Annotated in this window: 14 protein-coding genes and 1 CRISPR repeat array; of the genes, 4 read left to right on the top strand and 10 right to left on the bottom strand. The window is 57.9% G+C overall.

The annotated features are described in order from the left end of the window. The coding region (locus NW838_RS00565; protein WP_414427286.1) for a molybdopterin-dependent oxidoreductase at positions 1-2,467 on the bottom strand (2,467 nt) is incomplete at its 3' end. A gap of 287 nt (positions 2,468-2,754) precedes the next feature. Between NW838_RS00565 and NW838_RS00560 the strand changes: the two genes are divergently transcribed. Next, positions 2,755-3,207 (top strand): Hsp20/alpha crystallin family protein, encoded by a 453-nt coding sequence (locus NW838_RS00560; protein ID WP_011431920.1) that lies wholly within the window; start codon positions 2,755-2,757, stop codon positions 3,205-3,207. Positions 3,208-3,245: 38 nt separating this feature from the next. On the opposite strand, the gene NW838_RS00555 is transcribed toward NW838_RS00560, so the two are convergent. The 4 genes from NW838_RS00555 to NW838_RS00540 all read right to left on the bottom strand — a co-directional run bounded on the left by NW838_RS00555 (position 3,246) and on the right by NW838_RS00540 (position 9,069). Continuing rightward, complete coding sequence (locus NW838_RS00555) at positions 3,246-4,028, bottom strand: S-adenosyl-l-methionine hydroxide adenosyltransferase family protein (protein ID WP_414355385.1); 783 nt, start codon at positions 4,026-4,028, stop codon at positions 3,246-3,248. Positions 4,029-4,096: 68 nt separating this feature from the next. Continuing rightward, positions 4,097-6,229, bottom strand: coding sequence for a TIGR00300 family protein (locus NW838_RS00550; RefSeq protein WP_011431917.1), 2,133 nt, complete (start codon positions 6,227-6,229; stop codon positions 4,097-4,099). An 84-nt stretch (positions 6,230-6,313) separates the two neighbouring features. Beyond that, positions 6,314-7,066, bottom strand: coding sequence for a response regulator transcription factor (locus NW838_RS00545; protein ID WP_414342492.1), 753 nt, complete (start codon positions 7,064-7,066; stop codon positions 6,314-6,316). Between the two features lie 203 nt (positions 7,067-7,269). After that, positions 7,270-9,069 (bottom strand): ABC transporter ATP-binding protein, encoded by a 1,800-nt coding sequence (locus NW838_RS00540; protein WP_414427288.1) that lies wholly within the window; start codon positions 9,067-9,069, stop codon positions 7,270-7,272. A 171-nt stretch (positions 9,070-9,240) separates the two neighbouring features. On the opposite strand from NW838_RS00540, the gene NW838_RS00535 reads away from it, so the two are divergent. Next, positions 9,241-10,008 (top strand): hypothetical protein, encoded by a 768-nt coding sequence (locus tag NW838_RS00535; RefSeq protein ID WP_414427285.1) that lies wholly within the window; start codon positions 9,241-9,243, stop codon positions 10,006-10,008. Here NW838_RS00535 and NW838_RS00530 read toward each other — a convergent pair. From NW838_RS00530 to cfa, 5 genes are all read right to left on the bottom strand, one after another. Then, complete coding sequence (locus tag NW838_RS00530) at positions 10,005-10,841, bottom strand: metal ABC transporter permease (RefSeq protein ID WP_414355447.1); 837 nt, start codon at positions 10,839-10,841, stop codon at positions 10,005-10,007. The genes NW838_RS00535 and NW838_RS00530 overlap by 4 nt on opposite strands. A 10-nt stretch (positions 10,842-10,851) precedes the next feature. After that, entirely contained in the window at positions 10,852-11,640 is a 789-nt protein-coding gene (locus NW838_RS00525) for a metal ABC transporter ATP-binding protein (RefSeq protein ID WP_414427284.1), read from the bottom strand. Next, positions 11,637-12,758 carry a metal ABC transporter solute-binding protein, Zn/Mn family gene (locus NW838_RS00520; protein WP_414427283.1) on the bottom strand — a complete coding sequence of 374 codons (1,122 nt, stop codon included), beginning with the start codon at positions 12,756-12,758 and terminating at the stop codon, positions 11,637-11,639. Before NW838_RS00520 ends, NW838_RS00525 begins: the two co-directional genes overlap by 4 nt. Before the next feature lie 13 nt (positions 12,759-12,771). Further along, positions 12,772-13,215, bottom strand: a complete 444-nt coding sequence (locus NW838_RS00515; RefSeq protein WP_414329195.1) for a SufE family protein — start codon at positions 13,213-13,215, stop codon at positions 12,772-12,774. 97 nt (positions 13,216-13,312) lie between these two features. Continuing rightward, positions 13,313-14,452 carry a cyclopropane fatty acyl phospholipid synthase gene (gene cfa, locus NW838_RS00510; RefSeq protein WP_414427282.1) on the bottom strand — a complete coding sequence of 380 codons (1,140 nt, stop codon included), beginning with the start codon at positions 14,450-14,452 and terminating at the stop codon, positions 13,313-13,315. Positions 14,453-14,522: 70 nt separating this feature from the next. Then, positions 14,523-18,552: a CRISPR direct-repeat array (repeat unit 36 nt; unit sequence ATTTCCAATTTCTAGGGATCCCCCCGAAGGGGGAAC). Between the two features lie 356 nt (positions 18,553-18,908). On the opposite strand from cfa, the gene NW838_RS00505 reads away from it, so the two are divergent. Together NW838_RS00505 and NW838_RS00500 are read left to right on the top strand one after the other, a co-directional pair. Further along, the gene (locus NW838_RS00505; protein WP_148202683.1) at positions 18,909-19,973 is read left to right on the top strand and encodes a spermidine/putrescine ABC transporter substrate-binding protein; all 1,065 of its coding nucleotides are present in this window, start codon (positions 18,909-18,911) and stop codon (positions 19,971-19,973) included. A gap of 62 nt (positions 19,974-20,035) precedes the next feature. Then, the gene (locus NW838_RS00500; RefSeq protein ID WP_414331192.1) at positions 20,036-20,206 is read left to right on the top strand and encodes a chlorophyll a/b-binding protein; all 171 of its coding nucleotides are present in this window, start codon (positions 20,036-20,038) and stop codon (positions 20,204-20,206) included. The last annotated feature ends 69 nt before the right edge of the window (positions 20,207-20,275 follow it).

Below are 20,275 nucleotides of genomic sequence, written 5' to 3'. Positions count from 1 at the left end.
TCAGCAGCTCAATCTGGCCGGTTTCCATATCCACTGCCAATTCCACCCCCGCCACGGCAAAGGAGAGGGAAGATTCGTCGGCGGCATGGTGCAGCTCCACCTCGATGGGATCCGAAGCCCTTTGGGCCAGCTCCGGCAAAGTCAGGGATCCCTGGGGAGCCGAAAAACGTCCCTGCGCAAAACAAACTTGGCCGGGATCCGTCTGCAATCTCAGGGCAGCCGCCTGGATGAGTTTGTCCCGCAGGGCTAGGGCCGCCCGTCGACTGGCCTCGCCGGAAATGTACAAGGTGGCTGAGGCGTAGGATCCGGCGTCGAAGGGGGTTTCTTGGGTATCGGCAGCGATGAGATCGATCTGGTCTATGGGGATCCCCAGCACTTGGGCAACGATCTGGCGCAGGGTGGTATCGGAGCCAGTGCCCACATCCACTGCCCCACTGCGCATGAGAATGCGCCCAGAAGGCAAGAGGCTGAGTTTGACGCCTGCCACGTGGATCTTGGAAAGGCCGCTCCCCTGCATGGAGATGGCAATGCCACGCCCGTAGCGGCGGGATCCCTGGGGTGGGGGAAGGGGGGTGCTGAAGGCCGTTTGAATCTTTTCAAAGCAGTCCTTGAGGCCGTAGCTGCCGATGAGGTTGAAGTGGGCATCCTCTAAATCAGCATTCTGCTGATCTCGGTACCCCAGCGTGAGGGGATCCCCGGGCTGGATGACGTTTTTCAGTCGCAACTGGATAGGATCCAGCCCCAACCTGTGGGCAATTTCGTCCATCTGGCATTCCACAGCGAAGGTTCCCTGGGTGGCCCCGTAGCCGCGGAAGGCTCCCCCTGGCATGGAGTTGGTGTAGACGGCAAAGCCTTCAAACCGCTTGTGGGGGCAGCGGTACAGCCCCAAGGGTATGTAGCCCGCCAGAAATACCACCGCCTGGCTGTGGTTGCCATAGGCGCCGGCATTGGCGTAGGCGGTGATCTCCTGGGCAATCAGGGATCCATCGGCTTTCACGCCAGTTTTGACGCGAATCTGCATGGCGTGACGGCTGTTGGTGGCGGTGAATTCCTCGCTGCGGGTGAGCTCCCACTGCACAGGTCGGCCCGTCTTCAGCGTCGCCAGGGCACAGAGGGGTTCCGTGAGGATTTCTTGCTTGTTGCCGAAGCCACCCCCGATTTTGCCCTTGATCACCCGAATGCGCTCGCGAGGGATCCCCGTGATCTCCGCCAAAACTCGCTGGCAATGGAAGGGCACTTGGGTGCTGGAGCGCACCACCAGGCGGTCAAAGGACTCCGTCCCATTAACAACGGCTTCCAGCCAACTGGTGCTGACGTGGGGCTCCAGATGGGCGTGCTGTACGGCAGGGAGATGGTAGGTGTTCTCCAGAATCAGATCCGCTTCGGCAAAGCCCTGGGCCGGATCCCCACTTTGCAGGCACACGTATCCTGCCAGGTTGCGGCTGGCCAAGCGCTCCGCACCGCCGCTGCGAACGTCAATTTGCCGGGCTTCTGGCTCGTCGTGGATGACCGGGGATCCCGGCTGCATGGCCTCCAGGGGATCCAGCACGTGGGGCAAAACCTCATACTCCACTTGGATGAGCTGGCAGGCCCGCTCGGCAATGGCCACTGACTCGGCCACCACCGCCGCCACTCCATCCCCCACAAAGCGCACCTTCTCATCCAGCACAAAGCGATCCAGAGGATCCGGCACCGGCTCCGCATGGCCGGCAGTGCTGTAAGCCCGACGCGGCACATCCCGATAGGTCAGTACGGCCACCACACCCGGCAGGGCCTGGGCTTGGCTGGTGTCGATACGGCGGATTCGGGCATGGGCATAAGGGGAGCGCAGCAGCCGCAAATGAAGTAGCCCAGCAGGAGCAAAATCGCCCGTGTAGGCAGGCTGGCCGGAGACGATCTGTGGGCCATCTTGCTTGGGAACATTGCGCCCCACACTCTCCAGCTCTGATTCAGGGAAAGTGCTCCCCACCGCTAACGCGAACGAGGCCGGGATCCCTTGAATGCTGTCCAAGATGGCTTGATAGCCTGTACAGCGGCAAAGGTTGCCCCGCAGGTGATCCCGCAGCTCGGCCAAGGACTCCGTCCCGCTTACGCGAGCGGATGGGATCCCTTCCCCACAGAGCTGACGAGCACTCAAGATCATCCCCGGCGTGCAAAAGCCACACTGGAACCCCTGTCCCTCTAAAAAGCGGGCCTGCATCGGATCCCATTCCCCGCCTCTGGCCAACCCCTCGATGGTGGTGATGGCTTGGCCCTGCAAGCGCGCCGCCGGGTACAGGCAACTGTGGACGGGATCCCCCTCCAACAGCACCGTGCAAGCCCCGCAATCCCCCGAGTCGCAGGCACGGCGTACCCCCACCCAGCCCAGCTCCCGCAACAAGCTCAGCAGAGTGATCCCCGGCGGAACCACCTGCCCATAGGGTTGGCCGTTCACCTGAAATCGGATGGGAATGGGAGTGGGATCCATAACGGTCTTCTTTTTTCACTCACATCTACCCCATTCTGTTTTGAGCAAAATGTTTCGAGTGAACCATTGGATTGCCCTGTTTGTTTTCATCCCTCTTCCCCATGAGGTGAGGGGATCCTGCCTATCGCAGATCGGTTTGCCCTCCCTCGCTGGGATGGCTTTCTTGGATGATCAGAGCAGGATTTTGTGAATTCAAATCCCAAGTGCAGGCCAAGCCTTCTGTGCCGAGATCTCTTCGCTTCCCTCAACTCCATTGATGACTTAGCCTATTTACCCTAGGAGACACTATGGCAACTCTTTACTTCAGCCCGCTTTTCGAGGTACAAGCTCTGCAAGCGGAGCCCAACCGGGGACGCTCTCGCTCCTTCCTGCCCACTCCTCTGCAGGTTTGGGAGAGCGGCGAAGCCTACACCGTCCAGTTGTGGGTGCCCGGTGCCAATCGGGAACGCTTCCACATCGAGGCCACGGCTCAACAGCTCTCCATCAGCGGCGAGATCCAGGTTCACGGCCCTGAAGGTGCTGAATTGCGCTACCAAGAAGTGGAGCCCCAACCTTTTCAACGCATCCTCAAGCTGGCCCGCCGCATCCAGCCGGAGAAAGTCTCGGCCACCTATCGCGACGGCATCCTCACCCTCACTCTGCCCAAAGCCGACGCAGCGCGGGTGATCAAAGTCCAAGTGGGCGCCTCAAACCCCACTACTCCGACGGAAGCCGTGACGGTGGAAAGCCAACCTGCCTAGGATCCCCAGTCTCTCCCTCTCTTTTCAGGCGAGGGGATCTAGCCGTTCCACTGCACGCGCACCTCATCTCCCACTTTGAAACCCAAGGCACGGCTGGCATTGCCTCGGTTTTGCACGATCTCCACCCAGCCGGAGCTGCCCACCAGGGCCAGCACTTCCCCAACTTCTCCCTCAGCAAAGGTGGCCACGGAGCGGACGGGGATCCCTTTGATCCAGGCGCTCCAGCTTCGACCTTCCACCCACTGTCCGGGCAGGTTGGTGATGCCGTTGCCGAAGTGGTCGATGGCCTGGACCAGGCCGCGACAGCCGTTGGTCTCCATCTGGGGTGGCGGCCACTCCCAGCGGGTTAGTTCTGCTACGTCTAGGGGATCCCCCAGCTCCGCCAAAGGGATCCCGTTGGCCAGATGAGCGGCAACCGGGGCAAAAATATCCCGCCCATGAAAGGTGCGGCTGGGAGAGGGGGTGCGCCAATAGCGGGGCCGGTTGAGTTCCACAGCAGCCAGCGCCGGAGTTTGGGCCAAAACGCCGCTGAACAGGCCATTGTCAGGGCCAACCAAAAAGCCCGTCTCGGTTTGGATGGCTACCGCCCGGCGGCTACTCCCCACCCCTGGATCCACAACGGCCAGGTGAATGGTGCCCGACGGCAGATAGGGGTAGGCCGTCATCAGGGCAAAGCGAGCCGCCGCCACATCCTGAGGCGGGATCCCATGGCTGAGGTCGATGAGTTGAGCCTGTGGGGAAAGGGTATGAATCACCCCTTTCATAATGCCCACATAGGGATCCTGCAGGCCAAAATCCGTCAACAGGCTAATAAAAGGCATACCCTTTTGAGGCTTGAGGATCCCAGTTTAAGGATCCCAAAAGATAACAGCGCTTATGGATGGGGTGGCTAGCGGGCAGCAAGAGCAGGTTGCGGGCGCTCATACACCTGCCCCAAACGCGCCAACTGCTGCACCAGCAAGCTCAAGAACAGGCCCACATCGGTCACAATCCCCACCGACTCCAGGGATCCCCGATCGGCCAGCTTGGTCACCACTGCCGGGTTAATGTCCACGCAGATCAGCTTGACCCCGGCAGGCGTCATGTTCCCGGCACCAATGGAGTGCAACATGCTGGAGAGCATCAGCACCATGTCGGCCCCCTGCAGCAGCCGTGCGTAATCCTGCTGGGCCTTGATCAAATCCATCTCCGTATCTGGCAGCGGCCCATCGTCGCGGATGGATCCCGCCAGGGAGAAGGGCACCTGAGCGCGAATACACTCGTAGAACACCCCGCCGGTAATCACGCCCGCTTCCACCGCAGCTCGGATACTGCCATACTTGCGGATGAGGTTGATGGTTTTGAGGTGATGCTTGTGGCCGCCCTTGACCGGGGTGCCCCGCGACAGATCCACCCCCAGCGAGGTGCCGTAGAGATTCTGCTCCAAATCGTGAACGGCAATGGCATTGCCCCCCAGCAGCGCCTGCACATAGCCTTCGCGGATGAGGGTGGCCAAGTGGGATCCGCCGCCTGTGTGGATGACCACCGGCCCTGCCACCACCACCGTTTTGCCGCCCCGCTCCTTGATTTGCCGCAGCTCCCAGGCAATCTGCTCCACCAGGATCTCCACCCGCCGCTCGCTGGAGACCCCCGATCCCATAAAGGTAAACTCCTGGGAAGAGCGCTCTTTGCTGGCCTGGCGCACGGTGCGGATCCCTTCCACCCCACACACCACGGCATCCCCCACCTGCAAATCTCGAATCAGGGTGCAATAGGCTGAAAACTCCGTCTTGCCATTGCAATCGGATCCCTTGACCACGATCACCCCATCCATGCGCTGCCGCTGCACCGGGATCCACTGGCCGGCCACCCGCACCTGCGTGGGATAGATGGTGGTGACATAAAAATCGTCGGGCGCTACCCCTGCTTTCTCTACCCGCTCCAGACGGGCATCTTGCTGGGTTTCCTCCGAGAGACGGGCCCCCTGCTCGATCAAGGCGCTGAGAATGGTATCCAGGGTCTCTTCGGTGGGAGCGGAAACGGCCAGTTCCACCGTGGAAGTGCTCTGCCGTTTTTCCCCAAGCTGAAACTTGAGGATCTGGAAGCTGCCGCCATTGTCCACAATGCAATCGACGGCTCTGGTGAGCAGGTCGCTGTCCACCAAGTGTCCCTGGAGGGTCACCGTCCGGCTGAGCACCGTGGCCACCGGATCGGTTTGGGGAGCCACCGTCTCGTCGAGGCGCAGCGTCAGGCACTTGGCCGCCCCACCGGCTTTCAGGAACTCCGTCAGCTCCGTCTGCACCACCGCAAATCCCCGCTCCTGTAGGGTGGCTTCCAGCTCTGGGCTGACCCGATTCACCAAGATCGTGCCGTTCACATCCACGGCATTGCAGGCAAAGTGAATGGCATCCGCCTCCTGAACCGGGATCCGCTTTTCAGGGGGCACCCGCATCTCGATCAAGCGGTTGGAATAGGCATCAAAAGCCGGCGGGTAATAGAGCAAATAGCCTTCGGAGAGGGGGCAAAAGCAGGTGTCTAGGTGGTAGAACCGCTCGTCCACCAGCCGCAAAGACAACACCTCGATCCCCAGCCACTTGGCCAAGTAGGGGTGAGACTCCAACATGGAGCGAAAGCCGTAGCCCGCCCACAGCCAGCGCCCTGCCCGATCCAACAGAGCATCTCCCGCCCCCTCAAAAGCCAGGGCCGGCGGCAGCTCATAGACGGTGTAGCCCTGTTCCTCAAACCAAGCCTTGAAATGGGGCTGTTCCCCCTGCCGCTCTGGGTGATAAAAACGGCTCAGCACCACCTTGGATCCCAGGATGAGCCCAGCATTCGCCGTAAACACCATATCCGGCCATCCCGGCACCGGCTGGATTAGCTTCACCTCCGCCCGCTGCGAGAGATGCCGATAAAGAGCCTGCCACTGCTGCAGCGCCCGTTCTCGCGAAGAGCGGTGAACATTCCCCACCATCCAGGGGTTGATCACATAGTCCACCTCGTAGTGATCGGGTGGGCACATCAAATACCGAATGGCACCAGGCATAGATCTCAGAGCGCAATCTGCAGCAGGGCATCCCCTAGATTAGCAGTTGCGTGAGCAGCATCCTCAAGAATCATGAAAGAATCATTATTTGTGGGAATCTTTCGCCAGCTCTGGCTGCAGTGGGCTGGGATCGGCAATGTTGGGCAATTCCAGACAGTAGCCCGCCCCATAGACGGTTTTGATGTACTGGGGGTGGCGGGGATCCGGCTCCAGCTTGGTGCGCAGGTGGCGGATGTGAACACGGATGGTCTCGATGTCGTCGTCGGGCTCGTAGCCCCACACCTCCTGCAGGATTTCGCTGGGGGAAACGGTCTGCCCATGTCGCTGCATCAGACAGTGGAGCAGGTCAAACTCCAGGTGGGTGAGCTTGATCGTTTTGCCGAACCACAACGCCTCAAAGCGCTCCGGCACCAGCGTGAGAGGGCCATAGGTGAGGATCTCCCCATGCTTAGCCGCCTGTGGGATCCGGTCTGAGCGACGCAGCAGGGCCCGCACCCGCACCAGCAGCTCCTGCACCTCAAAAGGCTTGGTCAGGTAGTCGTCGGCACCGGCATTAAAGCCCTCGATCTTGTCCTGGGTTTGGCCGAGGGCGGTGAGCATCAAAATCGGGATCTCGCTGGTGCGCTCCTCCCGCCGCAAGCGCTGACAAACGGTCAGGCCATCTACCTGGGGCAGCATCAGGTCGAGGATGATGAGATCGGGGAGAACTTGCAGAGCCAGTGCTTGTCCGCGCACCCCATCGGTGGCCTTCACAACCTCGTAGCCCGCCAACTCCAGATTGATGCGCAGGATATCCAGAATCGAAGGGTCGTCCTCAATAATGAGTATGCGAGCCATAGCCGGTTGCAGCCCAAACTGCGGATAAAACGTTTTGTTAAATGTGCTAACAAAGAGCCGAAGCTTTACGACTGGAAGTTTACTTAATTTTAGCCTCATTGCAAATCTTACTGCGAAGTTAACCCGCAGGGTTGCCCAGCCCGGAGCCGGATGCAGGGGAAACTTTTCAACCCGTTTGGGGCAAATGGGTGCGTTTTTAAGGCCTACGGCCCGCTATCGCGAACGGATCTCCCTTGGGGAAAGTGGTTCGGCACCGCTGGCGCGAACGCGGCGATGAGGCGGCGGGTATAGTCTTGCTGCGGCTGCCGGTAGATCTGGGAAGCAGGGCCAATCTCTTCGATGCGGCCTCGGTTCATGACCATCATGCGGTCGCTCATGAACTTGACCACGCTCAGGTCGTGGGAGATGAACAGGTAGGCCAACCCCAGTTCCTCCTGCAGATCCTTGAGCAAGTTCAGCACCTGGGCCTGCACAGAGACATCCAGAGAAGACACCGCCTCATCGCAGACGATCAGGCGCGGCTCCGAGGCCAGGGCGCGGGCAATACAGATCCGCTGCCGCTGTCCTCCGGAAAACTGGTGGGGCAGGCGATCCAGCGCTTCCGGATCCAACCCTACCCGTTCAAACAGGCGTTGGGCCCGTGCTCGTCGCTCAGCAGCATTTCTCCCAATCCCGTGCAGGGCCATTGGCTCTATGACGCTGGCTCCCACACTCATGCGCGGATCCAACGAGGCCGCCGGATCCTGAAAGATGAGCTGAATCTCGCGGCGGAGACGACGTAAGCGTTGGGGCGGCAAGCGGAGCAGCTCCTCGCCGTCGTAGATCACCTGGCCAGAGCTGGCACGGACCAGGCGCAACAGGGTTCGCCCCAGGGTGGTTTTGCCGCAGCCGGACTCTCCCACCAGCCCCAAGGTCTCTCCGGGGTAGAGGTCAAAGGTGATCCCATCCACGGCCCGGATCTCGCCCACCTGGCGGCCAAATGGCCCTCGACGGACGGCGTAGTGGGTTCGCAGATCCCGCACCTGCAACAGGGGGGGCTGACTGTACAGCCGGCGCAGCCGTTCTTCCTCTTCGGCGGCTGGGATCTCCACTTGCTGCCACTGCTCCTCCAAGGATCCCCCTTTTTCCAGAAAATCCTGGACGGTGGGCAACCGCCGCAACCGCCGCTCCAACACCGGGCGACAGGCCAACAGGCCGCGGGTGTAGGGATGCTGGGGATCCCGAAAGATCTGCTCCACCGATCCCTGTTCCACAGCTTGGCCCCGGCGCATCACCACCACCTGATCTGCCAGTTCGGCCACCAAATTGAGATCGTGGGTGATGAAGAGGATGGCCATCTGCCGGTGCTGCTGCAGCTCCCAGAGCAGGCGCAGGATTTCCGCTTGCACCGTGACATCCAGAGCGGTGGTCGGCTCATCGGCAATCAACAGTTGGGGATTGGAGGCGATGGCACAGGCAATGGCCGCCCGCTGGATTTGGCCGCCGGAGAGCTGATGGGGATAGCGCTCCAGCATCTGGGGAGAAAGCTGCACCTCCTCAAACAGGCGAATGGCTTGGGCGCGGATCTCCGCCGGGCTCAGGGAGGTGTTGGCCCTCAAGGTTTCCTGTAACTGCTGGCCACAGGTGTAGAGGGGGTTGAGGGCGGTGCTCGGCTCCTGGAAGATCATGGCAATTTGGGATCCGCGATAGCGCCGCCGTTGTCGGGGATCCAACTGCAGCCAGTCCACCGTTCCGTCAGGGCCCTTGAAGAGGATTTTGCCCTCCACCCGAGCCGAGCTGGGCAGCAGATCAATCAGCGTCAGGGCGGTCATGGTTTTGCCGGATCCCGACTCCCCCACCAGGCCCAAGGTCTGGCCGATCCCGATCTGGAAAGACAGCCCATCCACCACCGGGGATCCCGAAGGCTCCCTCCTGCTGACGCCAACTGTGCGGCTGGGCAAGAAAACCCGCAGCCCTTGTACGGTCAGCAAGGCAGAATCGGCAGCAGGAACAGCCTCGATCATGGCGACGAAAGCGCTCCGCACCGCTGGCGCGAACGCAATGGGAGGATTGGCAGGATTATAGACCACCGTCCCCGTCTTGGCCCCCAAAGTGCTCTGCACCGCTGACGTGAATGACACTTGCTTTCTGAGCCACTAACCTTGTAGAGAAACAAGTGCGGAAGGGCGGCTTTGATGCGGCGACGCCTTCTACAGCTTTGCATCCTCGGCTGGGCGATGCTCCTCACTTTGGCAGTGGGGGGCAGGGGATCCCTGCTGGTTCCCCACTTTTTTGGCATTGAAGCCCTGCAAGCCCAGGCTCAAACTCAAGCCGGAGAACTGCCGCAGCCGATGCGGCTCAAACTTCCCCCCGGCCTGGATCGCTACGCCTACGACAAGGCGGTGGGAGACTACTTTGAGGAAATCGAGCCGCTTTTGCCAGGTGGAGCCTATGCCCAGTGGGCCTTCTATCCCGTCCCTATCTACATCCAAGGGGATCACCCCCAGTGGAAGGCCTCCGTGGAGCAAGCGGTGAAGGAGTGGTCGGCCTACATCCCGCTCAAGGTGGTGGCCAAAGAGGAGGAGGCTTTCTACGGGATGAGCATTTACCGCGTTCCTCCTATTGGCGGCGGGGTGGCTGGGGCGGCCCGCCCGGAGTTTTTCTTCGCCTCCGATGGCTCTTTGCAGCAGCGGGTGCGCATCGTCATTGCAGAAGGACAGGGGTTGGCCGAAATAACGGCGGTGGCCCGACACGAGATCGGGCATGGGCTGGGGCTGTGGGGCCATAGCCCGAACCTGCGGGATCTAATGTATGGCGGACACCATGCGGCGGCTACCGGCAATCGGCGGGTGTTGCGGGTGCCCAACATTACCAAGCGGGATCTCAACACCCTCAAGCGCGTCTACGAACAGCCCACCTTGATCGGGCAAGTCTTTCCCGAAAGCGAACGCAAGCTGTTCTAAGTTCTCAGGATCTTTTGCGCTCCCCGCCATCCCATGGCCAGTAGGAAGAACAGCAACTGGGTGGCGACAATGCTGGGGCCGGAGGGCAGGTTGAAGGCCGCCGAGGCGATCATCCCCAACACCGCGCTCAGTCCCCCAATGCCTATGGCCAGCAGCACATAGGTTGTAAAGCGGGATCCCAACATCCGTGCTGTCGAGGCCGGGATGACCACAAAAGCGCTCACCAGCAACACCCCCACCGAGCGAATCGCCAGGCCCACCACCAAAGCCAGCAACACCACAAAGGCCAGCCGCTGCCAGCCCACCTGAACCCCTCGTGCCCGCGCCAGCGGCTCATCCAGGGTCAGCAACATTTGGGAGGGCAAAGTCAATCCCACGTAGGCCAAGCCGATGAGCAAGAGGATCCCGCTCGTCCACAGGGCCGCTGGGCTGATCCCCAAAATGTCCCCGAACAGCAACTGGTTGAGGTTGCCCCGATAGCCGGGCAGCAAGCTGAGGGCGATAACGGCCAGCGCCAAAGAGGAAGAGTAGATGATGTTCAGCACCGCATCCGCCGACAGTTGAGTGCGCTCCAAGACAAAGGTGACGCCCAAAGCAAACCCCACCCCAAACACCATCAACACCACGGTGGGATTCAGCCCCAGCAGCACTCCCAAAACAATCCCCAGCAGAGCCGAATGCCCCAGGGCATCGCTAAAAAACGACAGTTGCCGCAGAATAACAAAACTGCCCAGCAGCCCACCCGTCATGCCGGTGAGGATCCCACCCAGCATGGCCCGCTGCATAAAGGGCAACTGCAACAGCTCCACTACCCGCACCCAGCCCTCCAACATCGCCTTCCCCTCAGCGACGGTGGTAGCGGACAAAATGGTGCTCCGCACCGCTGTCGCGAACAGGCCCATAAACCCGGCTCAGCACTTCTGGTGCCAAAGCCACCTGGGGAGATCCCTGGCAGATGAGGGATTGGTTGAGGCACAGCACGCGGTCGCAATAGCAAGACACCATTTCCAGATCATGGGAGATCTGCAAAATGGCCCAGCCCAGAGATTGGCGCAGCTCTTCCAAGAGCCGGTAAAACTCCCCCTCGCTGAGCGTATCTAAGCCTGCCGGTGCCTCGTCGAGGATAAGCAACCGCCGCGGCCAAGCCAAGCAATAGGCCAACAGCACCCGTTTCAGCTCCCCGCCGCTGAGCTGGCCCAAAGCCTTAGAGGACAGGTGGGATGCGCCGACCCGTTCCAACGCCTCTTTCACCGCCTGCCGCCGAGCAGAGCGCTGCTGCCAGGGCCAGCGGGGTTGCAACGCCCCCCAACCCAAAGCCACAAACTCCTCCACCACCATGGGAAGCCCAGGATTGAACTGAAAACGCTGGGGCACGTAAGCCACCTGCTGCCGCACCGAGGGGGGCAAATAACCGGACAGGCACACCGGCTCTCCCAGAATCCAAACCGAGCCGCACTGCCGCGGCAGGATCCCCAAGATGGCCTGCACCAAGGTACTTTTGCCAGCGCCATTGGGGCCGACAATGGCCGTATGGGATCCCGCCCTCAGCTCAAATGACACATTCTGTACTGCCAAGCGGGATCCCCGATAGACCGTCAGCCCCTCCACGCGAAGGACAACCTCGCCGGTCACCGCCCCCTCGCCAGTAGTTGTTCCAGCGAACCTTGCCCAAGCCAGGGCAGCTCCAGCGGCACAAAGGCCGTCTCCTTCTCAAAGGCCGAGATCAGATTATCCACGTTCTGCCGCATGATGGTCAGGTAATATTCCGGCTCGATCCCCTCAGGGCCGGCAGTCTCGATGGGATCGAAAACCCGCACTTCCACCCCCAAATCCCTGGCCAAGATCTGGAAGGGGTTGTTGTCTCCCACCTGAGGTTCCACCAAGATGGTCTTCAGGCCCGACTCCCGCACCGTCTCCATCACCCGTCGCACATCTTCTGGAGAAGGATTGGCCTCTGGGATCTCCACCAAGAACTCGGCTTTGAGGTTGTAGCGCTCGGCAAAATAGGGGGCAAAGTCGTGGAAGACCACAAAGCTTCTTCCGGCAAAGGGAGCTAGCCGAGCGGCAATCTCCTCATCCAAAGCCTTGAGCTTCTCGATAAAAGCAGCCGCATTGGCCCGGTAGATCTCCGCCCCTGCCGGATCCGCAGCGATTAAGCCGTCGCGGATGTTTTCCACCTGCTGAATAGCCCGCCTGGGATCCAGCCAAATGTGGGGGTTAAACTCGCCGTGGCTGTGCCCATGAGAGTGGCCATGGCCATGCCCGTGAGAATGGCCGTGACTGTGTCCATGAGAGTGTCCATGGCCGTGACCGTGGGAGTGCCCATGCTCTGGCTCCTCAGCCCGCAAAGTTGGGATCCCTTCGCTGCTGTCAACGATTTGCAATTGGGGGTTCCCAGCGCTGGCGATCAACCCTTCCAAAAACGTTTCCATACCCAACCCGTTGATCACCAGCACATCCGCCTGAGCCAGCAAACGAACCTCCTCAGGTCGAGCCTGAAAATCGTGCGGCCCCATCTGAGGGGGAAGGAGTGGCGTGACTTCTGCCCGATCCCCGGCCACAGCACGGGTAAATTGCGTTATCGGCAAAATCGTGGTCACCACCTTTGGGGGGCTGGATCCCTGCTGGGCCCGGGACTCTTCTTGGCGCATCTGCAGGCTTCCCAGGATCCCGACCGAGAGGGCGGCCAGCAGCGAGACCAGCGATCGCACCGGTCGAGCCGAACGGATAGAGTTAGCTTGATCAGTCATGAGCCTGAATACCTCACAAGACAACAGAGACAGCAGAGCTGGAAGCAACTGACTTCCCAAAAGCCAAGGCCCTCTGCCGCAGCATCGAAAACATGCTCACCAGACCGTTGCTCCTGGAAGGGCTAAGGCTGAAATTGAGGCCCATCTCCCGCACAAACTCTGGGGAAACCCCCAAAATCTCTTCCGGCGCTAGGCCACTTAGCCCCTCCACCACAATGGCCACCAAACCCTTGACCAACTGAGCATCGGCATCCCCTTGGATGTAGACCTTGCCCTCCCTAAACTCGGTGGCCAGCCACACCCGCGAAGCGCAACCTCTGACTAGGTTCTCCTCCTTCCTCTCCGCTTCGGGAAAGGGTGGCAGGCGCTTGGCATAGGCTAGGAGAAGCTCATACTTCTGCCGCGAGGTCTTGGCCTTCTGGAAGCGATTGACAATTTGCTGCAGAGCTGCGGGCATCCCTCAGCTTGTCTAGAGTGAGAATGATAATCAAACTCATCATAACACCCCCACTCAGCGAGGGCGCAGGGGCACCTGCAAACTTTTGGGACTGTCGTTACCGAAGCGAGCGATAGCCGCCACTTACTCCCCGTGGTGAGAGGACCAGTTGCCAAAGTTGGCTGGCCCGGGCCTTGAAGCTACCGGCACTCATCAGGAGATAGAGCCGCCACATGCGGCGAAAGCGCTCATCGTAGCGGTCGGCTAATTTTGGCCATGCCTGCTCGAAATTGGCGTGCCAGGCTTTTAAGGTGGCCACGTAATTGATCCCAAAATTGTGCCAGTCTTCCAGCACAAATAAGCCCTCAAAGGCTGCAGTAATCAGATGAGGCGAGGGCAGCATCGAGTTGGGGAAAATGTAGCGCTCAATCCAGGGATCCCGCCCCTGGTAGGCCACGTTGCTGCCGATGGTGTGCAGAAGAAACAAGCCATTGTCGTTCAACAAGCGGCGGGCTACCTGCATAAACGTTCGGTAGTTTCGGTAGCCAACATGTTCAAACATGCCGACAGAAAGGATGCGATCAAACTTTCCCTGGGTCTGGCGGTAGTCCTCTAACCGAATCTCAACCGGCAGGCCGCGGCAGCGTTCGCTGGCCAGTTTGGCTTGCTCTTTGGAAACAGTAATCCCCACAACCTGCACCCCGTAGCGTTCGGCCAGGTACTGGGCTGTGCCGCCCCAGCCACAGCCGATGTCGAGCACCCGCATGCCGGGTTGGAGTTCCAGCTTGCGGGCAATGAGGTCAAGCTTAGCTTCTTGGGCTTCATCCAGAGTTTGCGCACCCCCATCCCAATAGGCACAGCTATAGATCATGCGGCGATCCAGCATGGCCTCATAGAGATCGTTGCCAATGTCATAGTGGCGCCGGCCAATGACAAATGCCCCCTTGCCCCGCTGGCGGTTGATGAGGCGACTGTCCAGCCCAAGTAGGGGCTGAATTAGCCAACCCACCTGCTGCGGTGCCTGGGCAGTTAGGAGACGACAAACTAACTCATCAATGGCCTCGCAATCCCACCAGCCCTCCATGTAGGCCTCGCCAAAGCCCAGGGATCCATAGAGCAGGCAGCGCAGATATAGCCGCTCGTCGTGAACTTGAATATCCCAAGGTTGCGAGCCATTGAGGGTTATACCGGCAACATCCAAAACCCGAAGCGCATGCTGACGCGCCAGCCAGCGCAAGCTGTTGAGTCCTTTCCCCATCCTCAGGAATCCCTCACCACAGGGAAACTGACTCAACAAATACAACCCAACGCGGCAAGGGATCCAACAAGTTTCCAATTTCTAGGGATCCCCCCGAAGGGGGAACATCACAAAGATATTCATTTGGTAGAGGTATACAGAAGAGGTTTCCAATTTCTAGGGATCCCCCCGAAGGGGGAACACGTACGGCATATCAACTTAAGACTCAAAATGAGATTAACGCTGTTTCCAATTTCTAGGGATCCCCCCGAAGGGGGAACGTGGGTCAGGCTTACCCACGTATGTGAGTACAAGCCGTTGTTTCCAATTTCTAGGGATCCCCCCGAAGGGGGAACACGGGCAGAGCGGTGTGAGTATATCCGGGATATTGCGTTTCCAATTTCTAGGGATCCCCCCGAAGGGGGAACAATTGTGGGTCTAGGGTATCTTCCTCACTCTCAAATAGTTTCCAATTTCTAGGGATCCCCCCGAAGGGGGAACTTGCCACCCCCACCAACCCAACACCACCCCCTCCACAAGGGTTTCCAATTTCTAGGGATCCCCCCGAAGGGGGAACAACTAGGTTCTAATTGAACAGCACCCAACTATCAGTTGAGTTTCCAATTTCTAGGGATCCCCCCGAAGGGGGAACTTGTAACCACCTCTCCCTTCATGGGAGCTAAAGAACGTTTCCAATTTCTAGGGATCCCCCCGAAGGGGGAACGTTGATCTAGTCTATTACCAAAGGCTGCTAATACAGCAGGTTTCCAATTTCTAGGGATCCCCCCGAAGGGGGAACGCTCGAAAGGATTACTCAAGCCCTCCCCCGCACTTAAGTAATCGTTTCCAATTTCTAGGGATCCCCCCGAAGGGGGAACGGTTATATGCGGACTATTCTATGGTGGAGCCAAGAACAGTGTTTCCAATTTCTAGGGATCCCCCCGAAGGGGGAACTAATGGGCTTTAACCATTCACGCACATTGTTGTTAGAAAGTTTCCAATTTCTAGGGATCCCCCCGAAGGGGGAACTGTAGCTGTTACTTTAATAGCTCTACCACTAATACTCTCAGTTTCCAATTTCTAGGGATCCCCCCGAAGGGGGAACCCTTTGAGGTCAGATTCAAGCGTGCAGTGTGGGTAAATGTTTCCAATTTCTAGGGATCCCCCCGAAGGGGGAACAGTCCACTGAACAGGTAGTAGCTCTAATAAGTCAGTTTTCCAATTTCTAGGGATCCCCCCGAAGGGGGAACGTCACTGGGAGTTAGATCATGGACTTTTAGACTTCCCTGAAGGTTTTCCAATTTCTAGGGATCCCCCCGAAGGGGGAACAAATTAATGAAAGTGTATATAGAAATCAATACTTATACATTTTCCAATTTCTAGGGATCCCCCCGAAGGGGGAACAAAGATGTTATGTGGCATAAGGAGCAAGCACTCCAGATTTTCCAATTTCTAGGGATCCCCCCGAAGGGGGAACCTGACACAGAGCAGATAGTTCGGGAACGCATGCCCGGTTTTCCAATTTCTAGGGATCCCCCCGAAGGGGGAACATGCTAGTGTTCTCCTGCGCACTCGTGATTCAACATCTAAAGTTTTCCAATTTCTAGGGATCCCCCCGAAGGGGGAACGAACGAGTCACCATTTGCAACGCGTACTTAACAACTTCGTCGTTTTCCAATTTCTAGGGATCCCCCCGAAGGGGGAACTTGGTCGAGCCTTTGACTGTAACTCCACTGTAGTGAAGGTTTTCCAATTTCTAGGGATCCCCCCGAAGGGGGAACCTCTACATACACCCACAGGGGTACATAACCCTGTGCTATTTTCCAATTTCTAGGGATCCCCCCGAAGGGGGAACTCTTCCGAAAGCAATTAGAGCACCTTTAGCTCGATTTATTTTCCAATTTCTAGGGATCCCCCCGAAGGGGGAACAATATTACTGGAATTACCAGCAGCAATGCTGGAAGCGTATGTTTTCCAATTTCTAGGGATCCCCCCGAAGGGGGAACTTAAATACCTCTACGGCAATAAGCGCCTTTATTTAAAGCGTTTTCCAATTTCTAGGGATCCCCCCGAAGGGGGAACAGGCAGCCAAAGCGCAATCTGAAGCCCTGCGCAAGCAGGTGGAGGTTTTCCAATTTCTAGGGATCCCCCCGAAGGGGGAACGCTTGGCTACAGAAAGAACAGCCGCAATTGCTGATCACCATTTTCCAATTTCTAGGGATCCCCCCGAAGGGGGAACTTGAGGACGACGAAGACTAAACTCGCATTTTGCACCAAAATTTTCCAATTTCTAGGGATCCCCCCGAAGGGGGAACTCCGCCGGAGTTAGACTACTCAGCGGCTGTGGAAGAGCTGATTTTCCAATTTCTAGGGATCCCCCCGAAGGGGGAACACAAACCACGTACCGCAACTCGCGGTAGTTACCGCGATTTTCCAATTTCTAGGGATCCCCCCGAAGGGGGAACATCTATTTGGTACACATTACGGTCGGGTTTGTAGGAATCCCTTTTCCAATTTCTAGGGATCCCCCCGAAGGGGGAACCCGCTATCGTGGCCACTGGTTGGTCCTGGAAACAGGATGGAATTTTCCAATTTCTAGGGATCCCCCCGAAGGGGGAACCAGCCGCGGCAAGGCCACGGATGAACAGAGGGCAGCTATCTTTTCCAATTTCTAGGGATCCCCCCGAAGGGGGAACGCTACAATGGGCTGCACGTTACGTTAATCTAACCTCCCCATTTCCAATTTCTAGGGATCCCCCCGAAGGGGGAACTCCGGCTCAAGAACAGCCAATTCCTGCTTTACTGCCAAAGATTTCCAATTTCTAGGGATCCCCCCGAAGGGGGAACAGTTACGTTCGCGTGCTTTTCCTCTCGGTTTGAGGGATTTCCAATTTCTAGGGATCCCCCCGAAGGGGGAACACGATCACGCAAACCTCATCAACGGAACACACTTCTTTGTTATTTCCAATTTCTAGGGATCCCCCCGAAGGGGGAACCACCAATGACCCATCCATCATTGGTGTAATACGCCACCAATTTCCAATTTCTAGGGATCCCCCCGAAGGGGGAACAACTCTTGCAGCTACACCAATACCAATCAGTGTTCCTACTGATTTCCAATTTCTAGGGATCCCCCCGAAGGGGGAACCCTATACGCCAAAATAAACGGCATCAGACTTGGATACCTGATTTCCAATTTCTAGGGATCCCCCCGAAGGGGGAACTAACACCGAAAGGTGCACGCCTGACCTTTAATGACTTATTTCCAATTTCTAGGGATCCCCCCGAAGGGGGAACTCGGAACAATCTTTCCCGTACGGGATTGCCTTACACAATTTCCAATTTCTAGGGATCCCCCCGAAGGGGGAACAAAACGGTTTTGTTACAAGAAGAAGATTTCTTGCCGGAATTTCCAATTTCTAGGGATCCCCCCGAAGGGGGAACCACAACTAACCTGCTCTAAAAATATAAGGAGTGCCATTTGTGATTTCCAATTTCTAGGGATCCCCCCGAAGGGGGAACCTGAGGGAGAACCCGTTAACTTTGAACTCGGCTAGATTCAAATTTCCAATTTCTAGGGATCCCCCCGAAGGGGGAACAAAAAGGTTCGCAAGAACGCTGCCGTAAAGGCCAAGAAATTTCCAATTTCTAGGGATCCCCCCGAAGGGGGAACAACCCTGTAAATCTTCTTCTATCCTTATCGTTTCGCATTTCCAATTTCTAGGGATCCCCCCGAAGGGGGAACCCTTCCCGAGCGACCGGCCCCACCCCTAAAAAATAAAGGAGTGATTTCCAATTTCTAGGGATCCCCCCGAAGGGGGAACAACACAACGCTTGTGGAGTCAGCACCCCGCTCTTAGGATTTCCAATTTCTAGGGATCCCCCCGAAGGGGGAACTCCTTTATATGTTATGGAACTACGTCAGATACGGACAATTTCCAATTTCTAGGGATCCCCCCGAAGGGGGAACGCGGATGTACTAAAACGTGCAAATCTACTCAACAAGTTCAATTTCCAATTTCTAGGGATCCCCCCGAAGGGGGAACTTGGGCTCCAGCTTACCCCCATTGCCCACCCAATCTGGGATTTCCAATTTCTAGGGATCCCCCCGAAGGGGGAACTCCACCCCTATTAAACCCAAGCAGGGCAAGGAATGCAAGGCCCATTTGCGAGGGATCCGGAAAAAAGTCGGCAAAAAGAGTTTTGGCGAGGGGGTTTTGGGGCCGGAAAGCCTTGTGGCGCAAGGCGTCGAGGGATCGAACGAAAGAATCGGCCTTTGCGGCTTTTGGCGGATCGCTCGCGGAGGCGTTGATACCGTTTGGGTGTTGTCTTGGAAACAAGGGTGAGTACCCGAGCCTCAACCGGAGTTTGCGGGGCTTGGCGATTGCCCAAGGCGTGCCCCCTAGCCGCGGGTGTAGCCGGCTGGGGGATGAAAGCAGATACGATGTTTTCAACTTTTCACAGTCGGAGAAATCTCATGAAAAAGTGGATTGCCTCGGCTACAACCCTACTCTGCTGTGTGCTTGTCCTGGTTTTGTTTTGGCCCCATGTTACCTCTGCCCAGAGGCAGACTCTCAACCTCTACATCTGGTCAGAATACATCGATCCCGACATCCTCACCGCCTTTGAAAAAGCCACCAATAGCCGCGTGCTGGTCAGCGTGTACGAATCCAACGAAGACATGGTGGCCAAACTGCGGGGGGGAGGCACCAGCCAGTACGACATTGTTGTTCCCACCGACTACATTGTGCCCAACATGTTGGAGCTGGGACTGCTGCAGCCTCTCAACAAAGAATTGATCCCCAACCTAAGCAACCTGGGCGAAAAATTTGTCGGCCTGCCCTTTGATCCAGAAAACACCTACACCGCCGCCTATCAGTGGGGCACCACCGGCATTGGCTACCGCAAAGACCGCCTGCCCGAAAACTTTGAACGCTCTTGGGGATTGATTTTCGACCCGCAGCAGCAGTATGGCCCCTTTGTGATGATCGATGAGATGCGATCCATGATCGGCGCTGCTGCCGTTTACCTGGGCTTCGATATGAACACCACCGTTCGCTCCGAACTGCAGCAGATCCAGCAGCTTTTGATCGACACCAAGCGCCGCAGTGCCGGCCTAATTGGGGGCGTGGGGGGCAAAAACCAACTGGTTTCTGGAACGGCCAATGTAGCCATCGTCTACAGCGGCGATGCCCTGCAAGCTGCCGAAGAAAACCCCAACATCGGCTATTTTGTCCCCCGCGAGGGTGCCCACATTTGGCTGGATGTAATGGCCATTCCCGCCCAGGCCCCCAACCCCGAGCTGGCCAATCGCTTCATCAATTTCATCCTGGATGCTGAAGTCGGCGCTCAACTGAGCAACCACAACCGCTTCGCCACCCCCAACGCTGCAGCTCTGCCCATGATCAACCCAGAAGATCGGCAAAACCCGGCCATCTACCCTGACGAAGAGGCCCTTGCCAAACTCACCTACCTTAAAGTGCTGTCAGGGGAAGAGCTGCGCCTCATCGACGCCCTCTGGACAACCGTGAAAAGCAGCTAGGGATCCCTTGTTAGCTCTCGACACAAAACTTGACACTTTTTAATATCTGAGCCACATTAAAGATGTCACCCGTTGATGGAGCTAAAACCATGGAGAACCAAGAAGCTAAGTTCGGCTTCACTACCTTCGCCGAAAAGTGGAATGGCCGTTTGGCAATGCTGGGCTTTGTGATTGGCGTTGCGACCGAGTTGCTGACCGGCCAAGGGATCCTCTCTCAAATTGGCCTGATGTAATCCCAGTAGACCCAAGACACCGCTGTAGATCTTTGCTGTAGATCTTTACAGGCCTGGCTGCGGCCAGGC

Source organism: Synechococcus sp. R55.2, assembly GCF_047462075.1.
Lineage (GTDB): Bacteria > Cyanobacteriota > Cyanobacteriia > Thermostichales > Thermostichaceae > Thermostichus.
Note: the sequence above shows the minus strand (reverse complement) of the source record. Positions and strands in the feature narration are given on the sequence as shown.

What these genes read in the sequence shown, in the direction of transcription:
- NW838_RS00515 (WP_414329195.1), bottom strand. Translation starts at nt 13,215, where the DNA reads ATGCCCGCAGCTCTGCAGCAAATTGTCAATCGCTTCCAGAAGGCCAAG.
- NW838_RS00545 (WP_414342492.1), bottom strand. Translation starts at nt 7,066, where the DNA reads ATGGCTCGCATACTCATTATTGAGGACGACCCTTCGATTCTGGATATC.
- NW838_RS00500 (WP_414331192.1), top strand. Translation starts at nt 20,036, where the DNA reads ATGTCACCCGTTGATGGAGCTAAAACCATGGAGAACCAAGAAGCTAAG.
- NW838_RS00520 (WP_414427283.1), bottom strand. Translation starts at nt 12,758, where the DNA reads ATGACTGATCAAGCTAACTCTATCCGTTCGGCTCGACCGGTGCGATCG.
- NW838_RS00505 (WP_148202683.1), top strand. Translation starts at nt 18,909, where the DNA reads ATGAAAAAGTGGATTGCCTCGGCTACAACCCTACTCTGCTGTGTGCTT.
- NW838_RS00530 (WP_414355447.1), bottom strand. Translation starts at nt 10,841, where the DNA reads ATGTTGGAGGGCTGGGTGCGGGTAGTGGAGCTGTTGCAGTTGCCCTTT.
- NW838_RS00540 (WP_414427288.1), bottom strand. Translation starts at nt 9,069, where the DNA reads ATGATCGAGGCTGTTCCTGCTGCCGATTCTGCCTTGCTGACCGTACAA.
- NW838_RS00555 (WP_414355385.1), bottom strand. Translation starts at nt 4,028, where the DNA reads ATGCCTTTTATTAGCCTGTTGACGGATTTTGGCCTGCAGGATCCCTAT.
- NW838_RS00550 (WP_011431917.1), bottom strand. Translation starts at nt 6,229, where the DNA reads ATGCCTGGTGCCATTCGGTATTTGATGTGCCCACCCGATCACTACGAG.
- NW838_RS00560 (WP_011431920.1), top strand. Translation starts at nt 2,755, where the DNA reads ATGGCAACTCTTTACTTCAGCCCGCTTTTCGAGGTACAAGCTCTGCAA.
- cfa (WP_414427282.1), bottom strand. Translation starts at nt 14,452, where the DNA reads ATGGGGAAAGGACTCAACAGCTTGCGCTGGCTGGCGCGTCAGCATGCG.
- NW838_RS00535 (WP_414427285.1), top strand. Translation starts at nt 9,241, where the DNA reads ATGCGGCGACGCCTTCTACAGCTTTGCATCCTCGGCTGGGCGATGCTC.